This is a genomic window from Pseudomonas sp. BJa3 (assembly GCF_026343815.1).
In the GTDB taxonomy this organism is placed as follows: Bacteria; Pseudomonadota; Gammaproteobacteria; order Pseudomonadales; family Pseudomonadaceae; genus Aquipseudomonas; species Aquipseudomonas soli.
In genome coordinates this window covers 115,729-136,172 of the sequence record NZ_JAOXMC010000017.1, presented here as the reverse complement: position 1 = coordinate 136,172, position 20,444 = coordinate 115,729, and the positions used below count along the sequence as shown (strand labels likewise).

The 20,444-nt window shown below is 61.1% G+C and carries 20 protein-coding genes; 18 read left to right on the top strand and 2 right to left on the bottom strand.

The features are described 5' to 3' along the window. From OH705_RS20910 to OH705_RS20890, 5 genes are all read left to right on the top strand, one after another. Window positions 1-257: hypothetical protein (locus tag OH705_RS20910; RefSeq protein WP_267302877.1), on the top strand; the 257-nt coding region annotated here is incomplete at its 5' end. Between the two features lie 116 nt (window positions 258-373). Next, entirely contained in the window at window positions 374-1,816 is a 1,443-nt protein-coding gene (locus OH705_RS20905) for a PLP-dependent aminotransferase family protein (protein ID WP_038706507.1), read from the top strand. Window positions 1,817-1,878: 62 nt separating this feature from the next. Beyond that, window positions 1,879-2,343 carry a hypothetical protein gene (locus tag OH705_RS20900; protein WP_038706506.1) on the top strand — a complete coding sequence of 155 codons (465 nt, stop codon included), beginning with the start codon at window positions 1,879-1,881 and terminating at the stop codon, window positions 2,341-2,343. Between the two features lie 107 nt (window positions 2,344-2,450). After that, window positions 2,451-2,705 carry a YkgJ family cysteine cluster protein gene (locus tag OH705_RS20895; protein WP_023628900.1) on the top strand — a complete coding sequence of 85 codons (255 nt, stop codon included), beginning with the start codon at window positions 2,451-2,453 and terminating at the stop codon, window positions 2,703-2,705. A 33-nt stretch (window positions 2,706-2,738) separates the two neighbouring features. After that, the gene (locus OH705_RS20890; protein WP_023628899.1) at window positions 2,739-3,344 is read left to right on the top strand and encodes an START domain-containing protein; all 606 of its coding nucleotides are present in this window, start codon (window positions 2,739-2,741) and stop codon (window positions 3,342-3,344) included. 69 nt (window positions 3,345-3,413) lie between these two features. Here OH705_RS20890 and gltA read toward each other — a convergent pair whose 3' ends face one another. Further along, window positions 3,414-4,703, bottom strand: coding sequence for a citrate synthase (gene gltA, locus OH705_RS20885; RefSeq protein ID WP_023628898.1), 1,290 nt, complete (start codon window positions 4,701-4,703; stop codon window positions 3,414-3,416). Between the two features lie 352 nt (window positions 4,704-5,055). Here gltA and sdhC point away from each other — a divergent pair, with 352 nt between their 5' ends. The 11 genes from sdhC (at window position 5,056) to OH705_RS20830 (ending at window position 19,029) form a co-directional block, all read left to right on the top strand. After that, a complete protein-coding gene (gene sdhC, locus OH705_RS20880; RefSeq protein ID WP_023628897.1) occupies window positions 5,056-5,442 on the top strand; it encodes a succinate dehydrogenase, cytochrome b556 subunit in 387 nt (128 codons plus the stop codon). Further along, window positions 5,436-5,804 (top strand): succinate dehydrogenase, hydrophobic membrane anchor protein, encoded by a 369-nt coding sequence (gene sdhD, locus OH705_RS20875; RefSeq protein WP_023628896.1) that lies wholly within the window; start codon window positions 5,436-5,438, stop codon window positions 5,802-5,804. Before sdhC ends, sdhD begins: the two co-directional genes overlap by 7 nt. 3 nt (window positions 5,805-5,807) lie before the next feature. Continuing rightward, window positions 5,808-7,580: a succinate dehydrogenase flavoprotein subunit gene (gene sdhA / locus OH705_RS20870; protein WP_023628895.1), complete on the top strand. Its 1,773-nt coding sequence runs from the start codon at window positions 5,808-5,810 to the stop codon at window positions 7,578-7,580. Window positions 7,581-7,591: 11 nt separating this feature from the next. Then, a complete protein-coding gene (locus OH705_RS20865; RefSeq protein ID WP_012315348.1) occupies window positions 7,592-8,296 on the top strand; it encodes a succinate dehydrogenase iron-sulfur subunit in 705 nt (234 codons plus the stop codon). A gap of 245 nt (window positions 8,297-8,541) precedes the next feature. After that, window positions 8,542-11,373, top strand: a complete 2,832-nt coding sequence (locus tag OH705_RS20860) for a 2-oxoglutarate dehydrogenase E1 component (protein ID WP_023628894.1) — start codon at window positions 8,542-8,544, stop codon at window positions 11,371-11,373. 42 nt (window positions 11,374-11,415) lie between these two features. Further along, window positions 11,416-12,636, top strand: a complete 1,221-nt coding sequence (odhB, locus tag OH705_RS20855) for a 2-oxoglutarate dehydrogenase complex dihydrolipoyllysine-residue succinyltransferase (RefSeq protein ID WP_038706505.1) — start codon at window positions 11,416-11,418, stop codon at window positions 12,634-12,636. A 90-nt stretch (window positions 12,637-12,726) separates the two neighbouring features. Continuing rightward, entirely contained in the window at window positions 12,727-14,163 is a 1,437-nt protein-coding gene (gene lpdA / locus OH705_RS20850) for a dihydrolipoyl dehydrogenase (protein ID WP_038706504.1), read from the top strand. A 172-nt stretch (window positions 14,164-14,335) separates the two neighbouring features. Continuing rightward, the gene (gene sucC, locus OH705_RS20845; RefSeq protein ID WP_023629628.1) at window positions 14,336-15,502 is read left to right on the top strand and encodes an ADP-forming succinate--CoA ligase subunit beta; all 1,167 of its coding nucleotides are present in this window, start codon (window positions 14,336-14,338) and stop codon (window positions 15,500-15,502) included. After that, window positions 15,502-16,386, top strand: coding sequence for a succinate--CoA ligase subunit alpha (sucD, locus tag OH705_RS20840; RefSeq protein ID WP_004376004.1), 885 nt, complete (start codon window positions 15,502-15,504; stop codon window positions 16,384-16,386). The genes sucC and sucD overlap by 1 nt, the downstream gene beginning before the upstream one ends. Before the next feature lie 389 nt (window positions 16,387-16,775). Continuing rightward, window positions 16,776-18,089, top strand: a complete 1,314-nt coding sequence (brnQ, locus tag OH705_RS20835) for a branched-chain amino acid transport system II carrier protein (protein WP_023629627.1) — start codon at window positions 16,776-16,778, stop codon at window positions 18,087-18,089. Window positions 18,090-18,279: 190 nt separating this feature from the next. Continuing rightward, entirely contained in the window at window positions 18,280-19,029 is a 750-nt protein-coding gene (locus OH705_RS20830; RefSeq protein ID WP_267302876.1) for a DUF599 domain-containing protein, read from the top strand. Window positions 19,030-19,096: 67 nt separating this feature from the next. Here OH705_RS20830 and OH705_RS20825 read toward each other — a convergent pair whose 3' ends face one another. Further along, a complete protein-coding gene (locus tag OH705_RS20825; RefSeq protein WP_267302875.1) occupies window positions 19,097-19,372 on the bottom strand; it encodes a hypothetical protein in 276 nt (91 codons plus the stop codon). A gap of 136 nt (window positions 19,373-19,508) precedes the next feature. Here OH705_RS20825 and OH705_RS20820 point away from each other — a divergent pair, with 136 nt between their 5' ends. Both OH705_RS20820 and OH705_RS20815 read left to right on the top strand, forming a co-directional pair. After that, entirely contained in the window at window positions 19,509-19,985 is a 477-nt protein-coding gene (locus tag OH705_RS20820) for a PaaI family thioesterase (RefSeq protein ID WP_267302874.1), read from the top strand. Further along, complete coding sequence (locus OH705_RS20815; RefSeq protein WP_023629623.1) at window positions 19,982-20,440, top strand: PaaI family thioesterase; 459 nt, start codon at window positions 19,982-19,984, stop codon at window positions 20,438-20,440. The genes OH705_RS20820 and OH705_RS20815 overlap by 4 nt, the downstream gene beginning before the upstream one ends. Window positions 20,441-20,444: the final 4 nt, after the last annotated feature.

Genomic DNA, 20,444 nt, shown 5'->3' with positions numbered 1-20,444 from the left:
CCATGCCCGTCACCTCCCTCCGCAAGACCTGCGTTCGGCCTCCTGAAGTCGCGAAGTTACGGGCGGCGCCTGGGCTGACGCAGCTGTCGCTAGCTGGGTATGGCGCTAGACTCTTGATCGGCAACGGCAACGGCAACGGCAACGGCAACGGCAACGGCAACGGCAACGGCAACGGCAACGGCAACGGCAGAACCAAAGGTAATTTGAGCGTTCGTCGGCGCGCCGACGTGGTCGGCTATCACTTCTCTGTCACGTAACTGTATTGTTGGCTATTCTCCGATCTGTCCCAGTACACTTCGTAACTGTTACGGTATTCTGGCCCCGCAGTGAGCCACACAAGAACAATGACCCGTCAGCGCTTCGAGAACACGCCATGACCAACCTGCTGCTGTACCAGCGCATTGCCCAGCAACTGGCCGATGACATCCGTCGGGGTGTCTACCAGCCGGGTGAGCGGGTGCCGTCGGTGCGCAAGATGAGCGCGCAGCTCAATGTCAGCCATGCCACCGTACTGCAGGCTTACGCCAATCTCGAGGATCAGGGTCTGATACGTGCTCGGCCGCAGTCCGGCTACTACGTCCACCAGACCCCGGCGTTGACGGCGCAGACCCCGGATATCGCGCGGGTCGAGCGCCCGGGCCTGGTCACCCGGGCAAGCATCATCCAGCAAGTGCTAGTCGAGGCGCGGCGCGATGGGGTTTTCCCGTTCGGCGCCGCGGTGCCGCATGTGGACTACCTGCCCGTGCGTGCCCTGCACCAGCAGTTGGCCAAGGTAACGCGCTTCCATAGCCCGCGTGCCTTCAGCTACATGTTCAGCCCGGGGTTCGAACCCCTGCGCCGACAGATCGCCATACGCATGCGTGATGCCGGCGTACTGGTCGATCCACGTGAGGTGGTGGTCACCCATGGCTGTGTCGATGCGCTCCAGATGGCGCTGCGGGTCCTTACCCGGCCGGGCGACCTGATCGCGGCCGAGTCGCCCACTTACTACGGCCTGCTGCAATTGGCCGACCTGCTGGGGCTCAAGGTCATCGAAATCCCCAGCGATCCCTCTACCGGTATCAGCCTGGAGGCCCTGCAACTGGCCGCCAACCAGTGGTCAATCAAGGCGCTGGTGTTGACGGCGCGTTTGAGCAACCCGCTGGGCGGCACCATTCCTGAGGAGCGGCAGAAGCAACTGCTGCGTTTGGCATCGGATTTCGACATACAGATCGTCGAGGACGATATCTACGGCGAACTGATGTTTGAGCAGGGGCGCACCAAGGCGCTCAAGGCGTTTGATCGTCTTGACCGGGTGATCTACTGCTCGAGCTTCTCCAAGACCTTGTCACCAGGGGTGCGGGTCGGCTGGATGATCGCCGGGCGCTACCAGGACGAGATCCAGCGCCTGCAGACCTTCACCACGCACTCGGCCTGCAGTGTCACGCAGATGGCGGTGGCCGCCTACCTGGAGAACGGGGGCTACGATCGCCACCTGCGCTACATTCGCCAGGAATATCGCAAGAACCTCAGTGCCTACCAGCTGGCGGTGCAGCAGCATTTCCCTGAGGGCACGCAGATGACCCGGCCCACAGGTGGCTTCATCCTCTGGGTGAGCCTGCCAGGGCGAGTCAATACTCAGGAGCTGCATGTGCGGGCGTTGGAGCAGGGGATCAGCATTGCGCCGGGCCTGATCTTCAGTAACACCGAGCAGTTCAACCACTGTATCCGGCTTAATTGCGGCATTCCCTGGAACCGCGAGGCGGAGCGCGCGGTGATGACCCTGGGGCTGCTGGCCCAACAATTGTGCCGTGAACCTACAGGTTCACTTTTGTAGGCTTGTCAGATGAGTGGGGAACAGGGAGCATACGCGTTTTGCAGCTTACGTTCCCGGTACCCATGAACCTGTTTCGTCCTCTTGTCATTGCCCTGTGTTGCGCGTTGCCCTGGCTGCCGGCCGGAGCGGTGCAGGCTGCCGAGCCTGCTGCCAAGGCGCAGGGGGTGCACAAGTCGGCGGCGAAGGCTGCAGCCAAGCCGGCAGTCAAGCCCAAGGCCAAACCAAAGACCAGGCCCAAGGTGAAGGCCAAGCCTGTCAGCAAGGCTGTCGCCAAACCGCTGCACAAGCCGAAGATCGACCTGAGCCTGCCGAGTGAGATGGTCAGGCATCTCGAGCCGGACCTGGGGGGCGGGCCGGTGGTGCGCAAGCCTCTGCTGCCGTCGATGTTCCCCACCAAGCCGGAATCCGAAAGCAGCCCGTTCCAGCTCAACGGCCGACTGATCAGCAACGAAATGCAGCTGCAGTTGCGCAACGACAGCCGGCGCGATGTCGAAGGTGCAGCGATCGATTTCGAGTTTCGTAACTGACTGCCGGGTCACGGTCTTTTTCATTCGTTCGGCAATTTCAAACATATGTTTGAGCGGTTAGTATCCAGGGACGTTCGTCCCGTTTTGCTCCTGGGAGTCCTGTTGTCATGAAATGCCGCGAGGGCTGCGGTGCCTGCTGCATCGCCCCGTCCATCAGTTCGCCTATACCCGGCATGCCCCAGGGCAAGCCGGCCGGCGAACGCTGTCTGCACCTTAATGTCGAAAACCTCTGTGCGCTGTTCGGCAAGCCCGAGCGACCGCAGGTGTGTGGCGGCTTCAAGGCGGAAGCGGACATCTGTGGCAACGATCGTGACGAGGCCATCCGCATCATCGGGTGGTTGGAGCAAATGACGGCGGCATGACAGGTTGGATCCTCGACAACAAGGAACAAGATGATGAGATCGATCAAGCGTATTGCACTGCTGTGTGGCATGGGTGTCGTGCTGGCACCCACGGCCTGGGCCGAGAACTGGCAGGTGGCCAAGGACGAGGAGGGGATCAAGGTGTCCCTCAGCGAGGTGGCCGGTTCCAAGTACAAGGCCTACCGTGGCGTGACCGTGATCAAGGCACCACTGGCCAAGGTCAAGGCGTTGCAGGAGGACGTGGTCGGGGCCTGCGCCTGGATCCACGAGTGCAAGTCGCAGAAACTGCTCAAGAGCGAGGGCGACCAGAGCTGGACCTACACTCAGTTCAATACGCCATGGCCGGTGACGCCACGCGATTCCGTCCTGCATGTGACCACTGTCCAGGAGGCTGATGGTAGCCTGACCCGCAAGCTTGAGGAGCAGCCGAAGTATCTGCCGGAGGAAAAGGGCTTCGTGCGCGTCGCCCAGGTAGAGGGCTACTGGAAGCTGGTGCCCAAGGGTGACAGCACCGAGGTGACCTACCAGGTGCACACCGAACCAGGTGGCAGCGTGCCGTCCTGGCTGGCCAACAAGTTCGTGGTGGATGCACCGTTCAATACCCTGAAGGGGTTGAAGGAGCGTGCCGAGAAACAGTGATCGGCGCTGGTAATGCAGAAACAAGAAAGGCTGCCCGAGGGCAGCCTTTTTGCGTTCGGCCGAAAAGGCTTACTTGCGGTCTTTCAGCTCGACGATGTCACGCTGCTCGTAGCCGGTGTAAAGCTGGCGCGGGCGGCCGATCTTGTACGGGCTGGAGAGCATTTCCTTCCAGTGCGAGATCCAGCCGACGGTCCGCGCCAGGGCGAAGATCACAGTGAACATGCTGGTCGGAATGCCGATGGCCTTGAGAATGATGCCCGAGTAGAAGTCGACGTTCGGGTACAGCGAGCGCTCGACGAAGTACGGATCGGTCAGGGCGATCTCTTCCAGGCGCATGGCCAGTTCCAGCTGCGGGTCGTTCTTGATGCCCAGCTCGTTGAGCACTTCGTCGCAGGTCTGCTTCATCACGGTGGCGCGCGGGTCGCGGTTCTTGTACACGCGGTGACCGAAGCCCATGAGCTTGAACGGGTCGTTCTTGTCCTTGGCCTTGGCGATGAACTTGTCGATGTTCGAGACATCGCCGATTTCATCGAGCATGGTCAGTACGGCTTCGTTCGCACCGCCGTGGGCAGGGCCCCACAGTGCGGCGATACCGGCGGCGATACAGGCGAACGGGTTTGCGCCCGAGGAGCCCGCCAGGCGCACGGTGGAGGTGGAGGCGTTCTGCTCGTGGTCGGCGTGGAGGATGAAGATCCGGTCCATCGCCTTGGCCAGCACCGGGCTGATCGGTTTGATTTCGCACGGGGTGTTGAACATCATGTGCAGGAAGTTTTCCGCGTACGACAGGTCGTTGCGCGGGTACATCATGGGCTGGCCCATGGAGTACTTGTAGACCATCGCGGCCAGGGTCGGCATTTTTGCGACCAGGCGTACCGCGGAGATTTCGCGGTGCTGCGGGTTATTGATGTCCAGCGAGTCGTGATAGAACGCCGACAGAGCGCCGACCACGCCGCACATCACCGCCATCGGGTGGGCGTCGCGGCGGAAGCCGTTGAAGAACGACTTCAGCTGCTCGTGAACCATGGTGTGGTTCTTCACGGTGCTGACGAACTGGGCCTTCTGCTCGGCATTCGGCAATTCACCGTTGAGCAGAAGGTAGCAGGTCTCGAGGTAGTCCGACTGTTCGGCGAGCTGTTCGATCGGGTAGCCGCGGTGCAGCAGCACGCCCTTGTCGCCATCAATGTAGGTGATCTTCGACTCGCACGATGCGGTCGCCATGAAACCTGGGTCGAAGGTGAAGTGGCCTGATGCCCCCAACCCGCGGACGTCGATAACATCGGGACCAACGGTGCCGGTTAAAATGGGCAGCTCGACGGGGGCAGCGCCCTCGATGATCAACTGCGCTTTTTTGTCAGCCATGTGGCCTCCTATTAATGCTTGAAATCATCAGACAGACCCCCCACGCAGGGCCCGCACCACTATAGAGGGATAAATTCGAATGTCAATTTGCCTAAAGGCTGGTTGAAACGCCCTCTGAGGCCTGATTTTTCACGAAATTCTCGCCCGTTTACGCCTTTTGTCCGTTAAAGGCAATGCGCTATTTGGGCTAGCCCCTCACGTTGTCATAAGCAGCCTAACTGTCTATACTCGGCAGCCGACTCCCAGGGGCTTTCAAGCCCGCCCTGCTGGGTGTCGTCGCTCTCCTGGGTGGTGGGTACCTGACCAGTACACTTACCAACAACTTTGCCCTGTTAGCTAGGGGCTCTTCAGTGTGAAAAAAGCCGTGAAAAGCCAACGACCTGTAAACCTAGACCTAAGGACCATCAAACTCCCGATCACCGCGTACACGTCCATTCTTCACCGTATTTCCGGCGTCATCCTCTTCCTCGGCCTTGCCATCATGCTGTACGCACTGGGCAAGTCGCTGGGTTCGGAGGAAGGCTTTGCCGAGGTGAAGGCGTGTCTGACCAGTCCGCTGGCCAAACTGGTGACCTGGGGCCTGCTGTCCGGCCTGCTGTACCACCTCGTGGCAGGTGTGCGCCACCTGATCATGGACATGGGGGTCGGTGAGACGCTGGAAGGCGGCAAGCTGGGCTCGAAAATCGTGATCGTCATCTCCGTGGTGCTGATCGTTCTGGCAGGAGTTTGGGTATGGTAACTAACGTCACGAACCTGTCGCGTTCGGGCCTCTACGACTGGATGGCGCAGCGCGTCTCGGCGGTCGTTCTCGCGGCTTACTTCATTTTCCTGATCGGCTACCTCGCCGCCCACCCGGGCATCGACTACGCCCAGTGGCATGCTCTGTTCACCAACAATGCGATGCGCATCTTCAGTCTGCTGGCCCTCGTTGCCCTGGGCGCACACGCCTGGGTCGGCATGTGGACCATTGCCACCGACTACCTGACGCCGATGGCGTTCGGCAAGTCGGCGACTGCGATTCGTTTCCTGTTCCAGGCGGTATGCGGCGTTGCGATGTTCGCTTACTTCGTCTGGGGTGTGCAGATTCTCTGGGGTATCTGATTCATGGCTAACATTCCAACCATTTCCTTCGACGCCATCATCATTGGTGGTGGCGGCGCGGGCATGCGCGCAGCACTGCAACTGGCTCAAGGCGGCCACAAGACCGCCGTAGTCACCAAGGTGTTCCCGACCCGTTCGCATACCGTTTCCGCCCAGGGCGGCATCACCTGCGCCATCGCTTCGGCCGACCCGAACGACGACTGGCGCTGGCACATGTACGATACCGTCAAGGGTTCCGACTACATCGGTGACCAGGACGCTATCGAGTACATGTGTCAGGAAGGCCCGGCCGCGGTCTTCGAGCTCGACCATATGGGCCTGCCGTTCTCGCGTACCGAAACCGGCCGTATCTACCAGCGTCCGTTCGGTGGCCAGTCCAAGGACTTCGGCAAGGGCGGCCAGGCTGCCCGTACCTGTGCAGCCTCCGACCGTACCGGTCACGCGCTGCTGCACACCCTGTACCAGGGCAACCTGAAGGCAGGCACCACCTTCCTCAACGAGTACTACGCCGTTGACCTGGTGAAAAACCAGGACGGCGCTTTCGTCGGTGTGATCGCGATCTGCATCGAAACCGGCGAAACCATGTACATCAAGTCCAAGGCCACCGTGCTGGCGACTGGCGGTGCTGGTCGTATCTACGCCTCCACCACCAACGCCCTGATCAATACCGGCGACGGTATCGGCATGGCCCTGCGTGCCGGCGTACCGGTGCAGGACATCGAGATGTGGCAGTTCCACCCGACCGGCATCGCCGGCGCCGGTGTATTGGTCACCGAAGGTTGCCGCGGTGAGGGTGGCTACCTGATCAACGCCCACGGCGAGCGCTTCATGGAGCGTTACGCGCCGAACGCGAAAGACCTGGCCGGCCGCGACGTGGTCGCTCGTTCCATGGTCAAGGAAATCATCGCCGGCAACGGCGTGGGCCCGAACAAGGACCACGTGCTGCTGAAGCTGGATCACCTGGGCGAGGAAGTGCTGCACAGCCGCTTGCCAGGTATCTGCGAGCTGTCCAAGACCTTCGCCCACGTCGATCCAGTAGTCGCCCCGGTACCGGTCGTGCCGACCTGCCACTACATGATGGGCGGCGTCGCCACCAACATTCATGGCCAGGCCATCACCATGGACGCCGAAGGCAAGGATCACATCATCCCGGGCTTGTTCGCCGTGGGTGAAGTGGCTTGCGTATCGGTCCACGGCGCCAACCGCCTGGGCGGCAACTCGCTGCTCGACCTGGTGGTGTTCGGCCGTGCCGCCGGCCTGCACCTGGAAAAGGCGCTGACCGAAGGCGTCGAGTACCGCGATGCCAGCGACACCGACGTCGATGTTGCCCTGAACCGCCTGAACAAGCTCAACGAGCGTACCAGCGGCGAAGACGTGGCAAGCCTGAAGCGCGAACTGCAGAGCTGCATGCAGAACTACTTCGGTGTATTCCGTACCGGTGAATACATGCAGAAGGGTATCGAGCAACTGGCTGGCCTGCGTGACCGCATCGCCAACGTCAAGATCAACGACAAGTCCCAGGCCTTCAACACCGCGCGTATCGAAGCGCTGGAGCTGCAGAACCTGCTGGAAGTCGCCGAAGCTACCGCCATCGCGGCCGAAGCCCGTAAAGAGTCCCGTGGCGCACACGCCCGCGAAGACTTCGAAGACCGTGACGACGAAAACTGGCTGTGCCACACCCTGTACTACCCGGGTGAGAAGCGCGTCGCCAAGCGTGGTGTCAACTTTGCGCCGAAGACAGTTCCTGCCTTCGAACCAAAAGTCCGGACTTACTAAGGGTGGCTGCTATGTTGAAAGTCGAAGTTTATCGCTACAACCCCGACACCGACTCGGCGCCCAAGATGGAGTCGTTCGACGTCGATACCGGCGGCAAGGACCTGATGGTTCTGGACGTGCTGGCACTGATCAAGGAAAAGGACGAGGGCTTCTCGTATCGTCGCTCCTGCCGTGAAGGCGTGTGCGGTTCCGATGGCATGAACATGAACGGCAAGAACGGCCTGGCCTGCATCACCCCGCTGTCGGGCGTGGTCAAGGGCAATAAGCTGGTACTGCGTCCGCTGCCTGGCCTGCCGGTCATTCGTGACCTGGTGGTCGATATGAGCATCTTCTACAAGCAGTACGAGAAGGTGAAGCCATTCCTGCAGAACGACACGCCGGCCCCGGCCATCGAGCGTCTGCAGTCGCCGGAAGACCGCGACAAGCTGGACGGTCTGTACGAGTGCATCCTGTGTGCTTGCTGCTCGACCTCCTGCCCATCGTTCTGGTGGAACCCGGACAAGTTCCTGGGCCCCGCCGCCCTGCTGCAGGCCTACCGCTTCCTGGCCGATAGCCGTGACACCAAGACTCAGGAGCGCCTGGCGTCCCTGGATGACCCGTTCAGCGTGTTCCGCTGCCGCGGGATCATGAACTGCGTGAACGTTTGCCCGAAGGGTCTGAACCCGACCAAGGCGATCGGCCACGTACGTAACATGCTGCTGCAAAGCGGCACCTGATTCAAAGCGTTGTACCTGCAGTAAGCCGAGGTGCGGGTGGTGAGCCCGCACTGAGGTAAAACCCGAGCAAGGGCTCACAAAGCCCGCGCTCATTACCTATGAAGATATGAGACCAGCAGGGGCTTCCGGGCTGGTACCCGGAAAATCAGCAGGATCCAGGTGGCGTGGTTCAGTCGCTGTGTTCGGACTTTTCCAGGTTTGCTGTGGCTCTCGCCGATCAGTCCCCTAACCGAGGGTGACCAAGCATGCAAGAAAGCGTGATGCAGCGCATGTGGGAAAGCGCCCACCTTTCAGGTGGTAACGCTGCATATGTGGAAGAGCTTTATGAGCTCTACCTGCACGACCCTAACGCTGTGCCAGAAGAGTGGCGCACTTACTTCCAGAAGTTGCCCGCCGACGGCAGCACCGCTACCGATGTCTCGCACTCGACGATCCGCGACCATTTCGTACTGCTGGCAAAGAACCAGCGCCGCGCCCAACCGGTTTCCGCCGGGAGCGTGAGCACAGAACACGAGAAGAAGCAGGTTGAAGTGCTGCGACTGATCCAGGCCTATCGTATGCGCGGCCATCAGGCTGCCAAGCTCGACCCGTTGGGGTTGTGGCAGCGTCCTGCGCCCGTAGACCTGTCGATCAATCATTACGGCTTGACCAATGCCGATCTTGATACGACCTTCCGTGCCGGCGACCTGTTCATCGGCAAAGAGGAAGCGAGCCTACGCGAAATTTTCGAGGCGCTCGAGAAGACATATTGTCGCACCATTGGTGCCGAATTCACCCACATCGTCGATTCCGAGCAGCGCAGCTGGTTCCAGCAGCGCCTGGAAAGCGTGCGTGGCCGCCCCGAGTTCTCCGCCGACGTGCAGGCACACCTGCTCGAGCGCGTCACGGCCGGTGAGGGCCTTGAGAAGTATCTGGGCACCAAGTACCCGGGCACCAAGCGCTTTGGCCTGGAAGGCGGTGAGAGCCTGATCCCGATGCTGGACGAAATGATCCAGCGCTCCGGTTCCTACGGTACCAAGGAAGTCGTGATCGGCATGGCCCACCGTGGCCGTCTGAACGTGCTCGTCAATACCTTCGGCAAGAACCCGCGCGAGCTGTTCGACGAGTTCGAAGGCAAGAAGATGAACGAGCTGGGCTCCGGTGACGTGAAGTACCACCAGGGGTTCTCCTCCAACGTGATGACCCCCGGTGGCGAAGTCCACCTGGCCATGGCGTTCAACCCCTCCCACCTGGAAATCGTCTCGCCAGTGGTGGAAGGTTCGGTTCGCGCCCGCCAAGATCGCCGCAACGACAGCGTTGGCGACAAGGTTCTGCCGATTTCGATCCACGGCGACGCAGCGTTCGCCGGCCAGGGCGTGGTCATGGAAACCTTCCAGATGTCGCAGACCCGCGGTTTCAAGACCGGCGGCACCGTGCACATCGTGATCAACAACCAGGTCGGCTTCACCATCAGCAATCCGCTCGACGCGCGTTCAACCGAGTACGCCACCGACGTTGCCAAGATGATCCAGGCGCCGATCCTGCACGTGAACGGCGACGATCCTGAAGCGGTGATGTTCGTCACCCAGCTGGCCATCGATTACCGCATGCAGTTCAAGCGTGATGTGGTCATCGACTTGGTCTGCTACCGCCGCCGCGGCCACAACGAGGCCGACGAGCCGAACGGCACCCAGCCGCTCATGTACCAGCAGATCAGCAAGCAGCGCACCACCCGTGAGTTGTACGCCGAGCAACTGATCAGCGCCGGCCGCATCGATGCCGAACGCGCCCAGGCCAAGATCGACGAGTATCGCAACGCCCTGGACAACGGCCTGCATGTAGTCAAGAGCCTGGTCAAGGAGCCGAACCGCGAGCTGTTCGTCGACTGGCGTCCCTACCTGGGCCATGCCTGGACCGCGCGTCATGACACCCGCTTCGACCTCAAGACCCTGCAGGAACTGTCGGCCAAGCTGCTGGAGCTTCCAGAAGGCTTCGTCGTCCAGCGTCAGGTCGCCAAGATCTACGAAGACCGCCAGAAGATGCAGGCCGGTGGCTTGCCGATCAACTGGGGCTACGCCGAGACCATGGCCTACGCCACCCTGCAGTTCGAAGGGCACCCGATCCGCATGACCGGCCAGGACATCGGCCGTGGCACCTTCTCGCACCGTCACGCGGTGCTGCACAACCAGAAGGACGCCAGCACCTATGTACCGCTGAAGAACCTGTTCCCGGGCCAGCCGCGCTTCGAACTGTACGACTCCTTCCTTTCGGAAGAAGCCGTGCTGGCCTTCGAATACGGCTACTCGACCACCACGCCGAACGCGCTGGTGATCTGGGAAGCTCAGTTCGGCGACTTCGCCAACGGTGCGCAAGTGGTGATCGACCAGTTCATCACCAGCGGTGAGCACAAGTGGGGCCGCCTGTGCGGTCTGACCATGCTGCTGCCACACGGTTATGAAGGGCAAGGTCCGGAGCACTCCTCCGCGCGTCTGGAGCGTTACCTGCAGCTGTGCGCCGAGCACAACATCCAGGTTTGCGTGCCGACCACCCCGGCCCAGATCTACCACCTGCTGCGTCGCCAGGTCATCCGTCCACTGCGCAAACCGCTGATCGTGCTGACGCCGAAGTCGCTGCTGCGCCACAAGCTGGCCATCTCGACGCTGGAAGATCTGGCCGAAGGTTCGTTCCAGACCGTGATCCCGGAAATCGACAACCTCGATCCGGCCAAGGTCGAGCGCCTGGTCCTGTGCGGTGGCAAGGTCTACTACGACCTGCTGGAAAAACGCCGTGCCGAAGGCCGCGAAGACATCGCCATCGTGCGTATCGAGCAGCTGTATCCGTTCCCTGAGGACGACCTGGTCGAAATCCTGGCGCCTTACACCAACCTCAAGCATGCAGTGTGGTGTCAGGAAGAGCCGATGAACCAGGGCGCCTGGTACAGCAGCCAGCATCACATGCGCCGTATCCTGGGCCGCCACAACAAGGCACTGGTTCTGGAATACGCCGGCCGCGACGCTTCCGCCGCGCCAGCCTGTGGTTACGCATCGAAGCACGCCGAGCAGCAGGAAAAACTGCTGCAAGACGCGTTCACCGTCTAACGCCTTCGCGCACCTGAAACCGAATTTAAGGAAACACAGATAATGGCTATCGAGATCAAAGCCCCAACCTTCCCGGAATCGGTTGCCGATGGCACCGTTGCCACCTGGCACAAGCAGCCGGGCGACGCCGTCAAGCGTGACGAGCTGATCGTCGACATCGAAACCGACAAGGTCGTCCTTGAAGTCCTGGCCACTGCCGACGGCGTGCTGGGCGCCATCGTCAAGGGCGAGGGCGACACCGTCCTGTCCGACGAAGTGCTGGGTTCGATCGTGGAGGGCGGCGCTGCCGCTGCTGCTCCGGCTGCTGCCCCGGCCGCTGCCGCTCCAGCCGCCGTTGCCGCCGACGCTGGTGAAGACGACCCGGTTGCCGCCCCGGCTGCGCGCAAGCTGGCCGAAGAGAACGGCATCGACCTGGCTACCGTTGCCGGCACCGGCAAGGGCGGTCGCATCACCAAGGAAGACGTCGTTGCCGCCGTCGCCAACAAGAAGTCCGCCCCGGCTCCAGCGGCCAAGCCTGCCGCCGCAGCCGCCGCTGCCCCGGTTGTCGTTGCCGCCGGCGACCGTACCGAGAAGCGCGTGCCGATGACCCGTCTGCGCGCCAAGATTGCCGAGCGTCTGGTCGAAGCCCAGTCGAACATGGCGATGCTGACCACCTTCAACGAAGTCGACATGACCGAGGTCATGGCCCTGCGTTCGAAGTACAAGGACTTGTTCGAGAAGACCCACAACGGCGTGCGCCTGGGCTTCATGTCGTTCTTCGTCAAGGCCGCCACCGAGGCGCTCAAGCGCTTCCCGGCAGTCAACGCCTCGATCGACGGCAACGACATCGTCTACCACGGTTATGCCGACGTCGGCGTCGCCGTGTCCAGCGACCGTGGCCTGGTGGTGCCGGTACTGCGTAATGCCGAGTCGATGAGCCTGGCTGAGATCGAGAACGGCATCGCCACCTTCGGCAAGAAGGCCCGTGACGGCAAGCTGGCCATCGAAGAGATGACCGGCGGTACCTTCACCATCACCAACGGTGGTACCTTCGGCTCGATGATGTCGACCCCGATCGTCAACCCGCCGCAGGCCGCGATCCTGGGTATGCACAACATCATCCAGCGCCCGATGGCCATCAATGGCCAGGTCGTGATCCGTCCGATGATGTACCTGGCGCTGTCTTATGACCACCGCCTGATCGACGGCAAGGAAGCGGTAACCTTCCTGGTGACCATCAAGAACCTGCTGGAAGATCCGTCTCGCCTGCTGCTGGACATCTAATCAACTAGCTGCGCGCCGCCGGCCCCGTTCTTCAAGAGACGGGGCCGTGCGGTACGCGGCTTGTAGCTTGTAGCTGATAAGGAATCTTTTATGACCCAGAAATTCGACGTAGTGGTGATTGGTGCAGGTCCTGGCGGCTATGTTGCCGCCATCAAGGCTGCCCAACTCGGTCTGAAGACTGCCTGTATCGAGAAATACACCGACGCCGAGGGCAAGCTGGCCCTGGGCGGCACCTGCCTGAACGTAGGTTGCATTCCTTCCAAGGCACTGCTGGACAGCTCCTGGAAGTACAAGGAAGCCAAAGAGAGCTTCAACGTCCACGGTATCTCCACGGGTGAAGTGAAGATGGACGTCGCCGCGATGGTTGGCCGCAAGGCCGGCATCGTCAAGAACCTGACCGGCGGTGTTGCCACCCTGTTCAAGGCCAACGGCGTCACTTCGATCCAGGGCCACGGCAAGCTGCTGGCCGGCAAGAAAGTCGAAGTTACCAAGGCTGACGGCACTACCGAAGTCATCGAAGCCGAGAACGTGATCCTGGCTTCCGGCTCGCGCCCGATCGATATTCCTCCGGCTCCGGTCGACCAGAAAGTCATCGTCGACTCCACCGGCGCACTGGAATTCCAATCGGTTCCTAAGCGCCTGGGCGTCATCGGTGCCGGCGTTATCGGCTTGGAACTGGGTTCGGTCTGGGCGCGCCTGGGTGCCGAAGTCACCGTGCTCGAGGCCCTGGACACCTTCCTGATGGCTGCCGACACTGCCGTGTCGAAAGAGGCCCAGAAGACCCTGACCAAGCAAGGCCTGGACATCAAGCTGGGCGCTCGCGTCACCGGCTCGAAAGTCAACGGCGACGAAGTCGAAGTTACCTACACCAATGCCGAAGGCGAGCAGAAGATCACCTTCGACAAGCTGATCGTCGCGGTCGGCCGTCGCCCGGTGACCACCGACCTGCTGGCCGCCGACAGCGGTGTGACCATTGACGAGCGTGGCTACATCTTCGTTGACGATCACTGCGCCACCAGCGTTCCTGGCGTGTTCGCCATCGGCGACGTGGTGCGCGGCATGATGCTGGCGCACAAGGCCTCGGAAGAGGGCATCATGGTCGTCGAGCGCATCAAGGGCCACAAAGCCCAGATGAACTATGACCTGATTCCTTCCGTCATCTACACCCACCCGGAGATCGCGTGGGTCGGCAAGACCGAACAGGCGTTGAAAGCCGAAGGCGTTGAGGTTAACGTGGGCACCTTCCCGTTCGCGGCCAGCGGCCGTGCGATGGCAGCCAACGATACCGGTGGTTTCGTCAAGGTCATCGCCGATGCTAAAACCGATCGTGTGCTGGGTGTACATGTGATCGGCCCATCCGCTGCCGAGCTGGTCCAGCAAGGCGCGATCGCAATGGAATTCGGCACCAGTGCCGAGGATCTGGGCATGATGGTCTTCAGCCATCCGACCCTGTCCGAAGCGCTGCATGAAGCAGCGCTGGCGGTGAATGGCGGTGCCATTCACGTCGCCAACCGTAAGAAGCGTTAATTATAAGAAACCACGGCGGGCTGCCCGTCGTGGGTCTTGCGTGCAAGACTCACCGCGGAACGTCCGCCGGACCGGATCACATGGGAAAACCCAGGGTCAACGGTCACAGGTGGTGCGGCGCCAGTAATGGCGCAGCGCCGAAGCGCAGTACCTAACGAAGACGGTAAAAAGCATGAATCTTCACGAGTATCAGGGTAAGCAGCTGTTCGCTGAGTACGGCCTGCCAGTTTCCAAGGGTTTCGCAGTCGACACCCCTGAAGCTGCAGCAGAAGCCTGCGACAAGATCGGCGGTTCCGAGTGGGTTGTAAAAGCCCAGGTCCACGCCGGTGGTCGCGGTAAAGCGGGCGGCGTCAAGCTGGTTCGCAGCAAGGAAGACGCCAAGGCGTTCGCTGCACAGTGGCTTGGCAAGAACCTGGTTACCTACCAGACCGACGCCAATGGTCAGCCAGTTTCCAAGATCCTGGTCGAGTCCTGCACTGACATCGCCAAAGAGCTCTACCTGGGCGCTGTAGTCGACCGTTCGAGCCGCCGCATCGTGTTCATGGCCTCCACCGAAGGTGGCGTGGACATCGAGAAAGTCGCTCACGACACTCCTGAGAAGATCCTCAAGGCCACCATCGATCCACTGGTCGGTGCCCAGCCGTTCCAGGGTCGCGAGCTGGCGTTCCAGCTGGGCCTGGAAGGCAAGCAAGTTCAGCAGTTCGCCAAGATCTTCGTAGGCCTGGCCAAGCTGTTCAAGGATCACGATCTGGCCCTGCTGGAAGTGAACCCGCTGGTGATCAAGGCCGATGGCGATCTGCACTGCCTCGATGCCAAGATCAACATCGACGCCAACGCCATGTACCGTCAGCCGAAGCTGAAGACCTTCCACGATCCGTCGCAGGATGACGCCCGTGAAGCCCACGCCGCCAAGTTCGAACTGAACTACGTTGCCCTCGAAGGCAACATCGGCTGCATGGTCAACGGTGCCGGCCTGGCCATGGGTACCATGGACATCGTCAACCTGCACGGCGGCAAGCCTGCCAACTTCCTCGACGTTGGCGGCGGGGCTACCAAAGAGCGCGTTACCGAAGCGTTCAAGATCATCCTGTCCGACAGCAATGTCGCGGCCGTACTGGTCAACATCTTCGGCGGCATCGTTCGCTGCGACATGATTGCCGAAGGCATCATTGGCGCGGTGAAAGAGGTCGGCGTCAAGGTTCCGGTCGTCGTTCGCCTTGAAGGCAACAACGCCGAACTGGGCGCTAAAGTACTGGCAGAAAGCGGTTTGAACATCATTGCGGCAACCAGCCTGACCGACGCTGCTCAACAAGTTGTCAAAGCTGCGGAGGGCAAGTAATGAGCGTCCTGATCAATAAAGACACCAAAGTCATCTGCCAGGGCTTCACCGGCTCGCAGGGTACTTTCCACTCCGAACAAGCCATCGCCTACGGCACCAAGATGGTCGGCGGCGTCACCCCGGGCAAGGGTGGCACCACCCACCTGGGCCTGCCGGTGTTCAACACCGTGAAAGAAGCTGTGGAAGCTACCGGCGCTGACGCGTCGGTCATCTACGTACCGGCTCCTTTCTGCAAGGACTCGATCCTGGAAGCCGCCTTCGGTGGCATCAAGCTGATCGTCTGCATCACCGAGGGTATCCCTACCCTCGACATGCTGGACGCCAAGGTCAAGTGCGACGAGCTGGGCGTGACCCTGATCGGCCCGAACTGCCCAGGCGTGATCACTCCGGGCGAGTGCAAGATCGGCATCATGCCAGGTCACATCCACCTGCCAGGCAAGGTCGGTATCGTTTCGCGTTCCGGCACCCTGACCTACGAAGCTGTCAAGCAGACCACCGACGCCGGCTTCGGCCAGTCGACCTGCGTCGGCATCGGCGGTGACCCGATCCCGGGCTCCAACTTCATCGACATCCTGAAGCTGTTCCAGGAAGACCCGAAGACCGAAGCGATCGTCATGATCGGTGAAATCGGCGGTTCCGCTGAAGAAGAAGCCGCGGCCTACATCAAGGCCAACGTGACCAAGCCTGTCGTTTCCTACATCGCCGGTGTTACCGCACCTGCTGGCAAGCGCATGGGCCACGCTGGCGCCATCATCTCCGGTGGCAAGGGTACTGCGGACGAGAAGTTCGCCGCCCTGCAGGACGCTGGTGTGAAAACCGTGCGTTCCCTGGCTGACATCGGCAAGGCCCTGGCCGAGCTGACTGGCTGGGAAGTCAAGAAGTAAGTAACACGCAATACCCCCCACGCGCACAAAGGCCACCTTCGGGTGGCCTTTGTCGTTAACGGGGATCGCTTGGAAGATGGGGCTGCACACCTTCGGAAATTCCGATGGTCGCTATCAGGATTTTCAACCAGACATTCGTTTGAATACGCAATAAATTGTCGCTGAACACGTTCAACAAGACGACAAACACATACGCACATCGGACAAGCAGCACTGTGCCAGTGCGTTTGTCAGGCAAAACAGGTAGGCTACGCGTTCACTCTGTGCCCGTACCCCAAAAGGGAACGACACGCTAAACGGGTCTGGCTCACCAAGCCGGGCAGCATTTCCCTTCATCCTATGGGAAATCCCCTCCGACTCCCGATTTCAGCAGTGTGGTATTTCCTTAAATGAAAGTGTTAAAAGGCCAGGATATCCTGGCGCTTGGCTTTATGACGTTTGCGCTTTTCGTAGGCGCCGGCAACATCATCTTCCCGCCTATCGTCGGCCTGCAGTCTGGCCCGAACGTATGGATGGCCGCACTCGGCTTCCTGGTCACCGCCGTGGGCCTGCCGGTCATCACCGTGATCGCCCTGGCCAAGGTCGGTGGCGGCATGGATGCCCTGAGCAGCCCGATCGGCAAGTTCTTCGGCGGCCTGCTGGCGGCGGTGTGCTACCTCTCGGTCGGCCCGCTGTTCGCCACCCCGCGCACTGCGACCGTGTCGTTCGAAGTGGGCGTGGCACCGCTGACCGGTGAAAGCCCGCTCGCTCTGCTCATTTACAGCGTGGTGTACTTCGCGGTGGTCCTGGCCGTGTCCATGTACCCGGGCAAGCTGCTCGACACCGTAGGGCGTTTCCTCGCGCCGTTGAAGATCATCGCCCTGGCTGTGCTGGGCATCGCGGCGTTCGCATTGCCGGCCGGCACCATCGGTGAGGCCCAGCCTGCCTACGCCGCCGCTGCGTTCTCCAAAGGTTTCTCCGATGGTTACCTGACCATGGACACGCTGGGGGCACTTGTCTTCGGTATCGTCATCGTCAATGCCATCCGTTCGCGTGGTGTCGAGTCGCCGAAGCTGATCACCCGCTATGCCATCATTGCGGGCCTGATTGCCGGCCTGGGTCTGGTCCTGGTGTATGTCAGCCTGTTCCGCCTCGGCGCGGGCAGTCATGACATCGCAGCCGATGCCACCAACGGTGCGATGGTATTGCATGCCTATGTGCAGCACACCTTCGGTTCGCTGGGCAGTGGTTTCCTGGCGGTACTGATCGCGCTGGCCTGCCTGGTCACCGCCGTGGGTCTGACCTGCGCCTGTGCCGAATACTTCAGCCAAATCCTGCCGCTGTCGTACCGTGCGCTGGTGGTGATCCTGGCTGGTTTCTCGCTGGTGATCTCCAACCTGGGCCTTACCAAGCTGATCATGTTCTCGATTCCCGTGCTGACGGCGATCTATCCGCCGTGCATCGTGGTCGTGGGCCTGAGCTTCGTGAAGGACCTGTGGAACTCGCCAACCCGCATCCTGGCGCCGGTCATGCTGGTGTCGCTGGTGTTCGGCGTTGTCGACGCCATCAAGGGCAGCAGCTTCGCCCACGCACTGCCTGACGCCCTGGCTCACCTGCCGTTCAGCAACGAAGGCATGGCCTGGCTGGTGCCTTCGGTGGTGACCCTGGCTGTCGCCGTGGTCTGCGACCGCATGCTGGGCAAGCCGCGCGAGGCGCTGGCCTGATGGATTGAAACCTGATGGACGGGGCGCTGGCCAAAAGCCAAAGGGCCCCCGTCAAAGGTGGTTATCGAGACCCCGCTGCCGAAAGGCGCGGGGTTTTTTGTGGCCTGGACCGACGCTATCGCGCGATGGCGTATCTTTTAACGAATCCGGGCGTCGAACACCGGTCTGTTTCTCTTTAAGGGATTCCTGCATGACCTTCATCCAAAACAACCTTGGCAACCTCCTGGCCGTCTGCTGGTTCGCCATCTGCTGGGGCGGCTACACCCGCTATGCCACCTGGAAGGGGCGCGACACCGCGTGCCTGGCCAGCGTGTTGCACCTTTACCGCGAGGATTGGATGCGCCGCATGCTGCTGCGCGACAACCGCATCGCCGATGCCAGCGTGATAGGCAACCTGGAGCGCAATGCATCGTTCTTCGCCTCCAGCACCCTGATCATTCTTGCCGGCATCCTCACCGTGCTCGGTGCGTCCGACCGCGCGTTGTCGCTGCTGGCCGACCTGCCGCTGGTACAGCAGGCGTCCCAAGGCATGTCAGAAATCAAGCTGCTGTGCCTGGCGACGGTGTTCGTCTATGCGTTCTTCACGTTCAGTTGGTGCATGCGTCAATACAACTTCGCCGCAGTATTGGTGGGCTCGGCGCCGATGATAGGCGAACGTCAGGTCAACGAACTAGAACGCAAGGCTTTCGCCTCCCGGGCGGCGCGGGTGCTGTCGCTGGCCGCCAACCAGTTCAACCTGGGGTTGCGCTCGTATTACTTCGGCATGGCCATGTTGAGCTGGTTCATCAGCCCCTGGCTGTTCATGGCCATGAGCGTGGGTGTGGTGTTCATCCTGTATCGCCGTGAGTTCCACTCCCATGTACTGGAAGTGATGGTGTTCACGCCCACCGAAAGTGCACCGGTAGAGGCGAGCAGGGACACTTCCGAAAGTGCAGGCTGAAGCCTTTCAGCGTTAAATGACAGGCATAAAAAAACCCGACAGTGTCGGGTTTTTTTATGTCGCGAGATTACTGCTTGGCAGGCTCGGCAGGTGCAGTGGCCGGCGCTGGAGTGGAAGGCGCGGCTTCCTCGGCGGCCTTCTGCTGCGCTTCGGCCTGATCTTTGGCGGCTTCGGCGTTTTCCTTGGCGGCGTCGTTCATCTTATCCTGAGCTTCGTCCATCTTCTCTTGGGCTTGCTCGGCATGTTGCTGTGCGTCCTGGGCTTTGTCTTCGCTCGCTTTATCGCAAGCAGCCAGGCCCATGGCAGCGGCCAGCATCAGAGCAAAAGCAAAAGGTTTACGCATGGGGTGTTTCTCCTGGGTGGAATAACTTTGTATGTTCCTTCGAGTACCCTGCCGGCGAATAAGTTCAACGCAGGTTACAGATATATAACTGCCTGGCCTATATAGACTTTTTACCCATTTTATGCGGCGGCGGACAATGAACGAGACACCATTGATGGCGATGGCCGAGCGCTTTCTGTCGGCATTGAAACATTGCCAGGTACTACAGATGCGGGTGCAGCATGCCGACGCCGATGGCATGACCCTGGTGCTGCCCTGGTCGCCGGCCATTGTCGGCAATCCGCAGAATGGCGCGGTGCATGGTGGTGTGCTGACCACGCTGATGGACACCACGTGCGGCATGGCTACGCTCTGCGCGCTGCCCAGCTTCGAGGTATGTCCGACCTTGGACCTGCGCATCGACTACATGCACCCGGCCGAGGCGGGCAAGGACATCCATGGCCATGCCCAGTGCTACCGTGTGACCCGCGATGTCATCTTCACCCGGGGGACAGCCTACCAGGATGACCCTGTGCAACCGATCTGCCAGGTAGTCGGCACCTTCATGCGCCTGGGGCAGGACGTCAAAGGCGGCATCCGCTTCGGTAACAGCCTCAAGGAGCGCCGCACGTGATCCCCAGCGATATCCGCCAGCAGCTGAACCAGGCCCACGCCCGGGGTGATTACCAGCCCTTGCTGGCGTTGATCCCCTATGCCGGATTGATCGGTATCGAATGCGAGCGCCAGGGCGAAGACCTGCTGTTCCGTCTGCCGGCCAATCCGGACAATATCGGCAACCCGTTGCTGCCAGCGATCCATGGCGGCGTGATCGCCGGGTTCATGGAGCTGTCCGCGGCGCTCTACCTGCTGATCTACAGCGAAAGCGCGAGCATTCCGAAGATCATCGATTTCTCCATCGATTACCTGCGTGCTGGCCTTTACCGCGATACCTACGCCCAGTGCCAGCTGTGGCGCCAGGGGCGGCGGGTGACCAACGTCGCCATTACCGCCTGGCAGGGTGATCGCGACACCCCGATCGCCACGGCGCGCGCGCATTTCAAGATTGAACCCGAAAAGCCCTTGAAATAGTCAG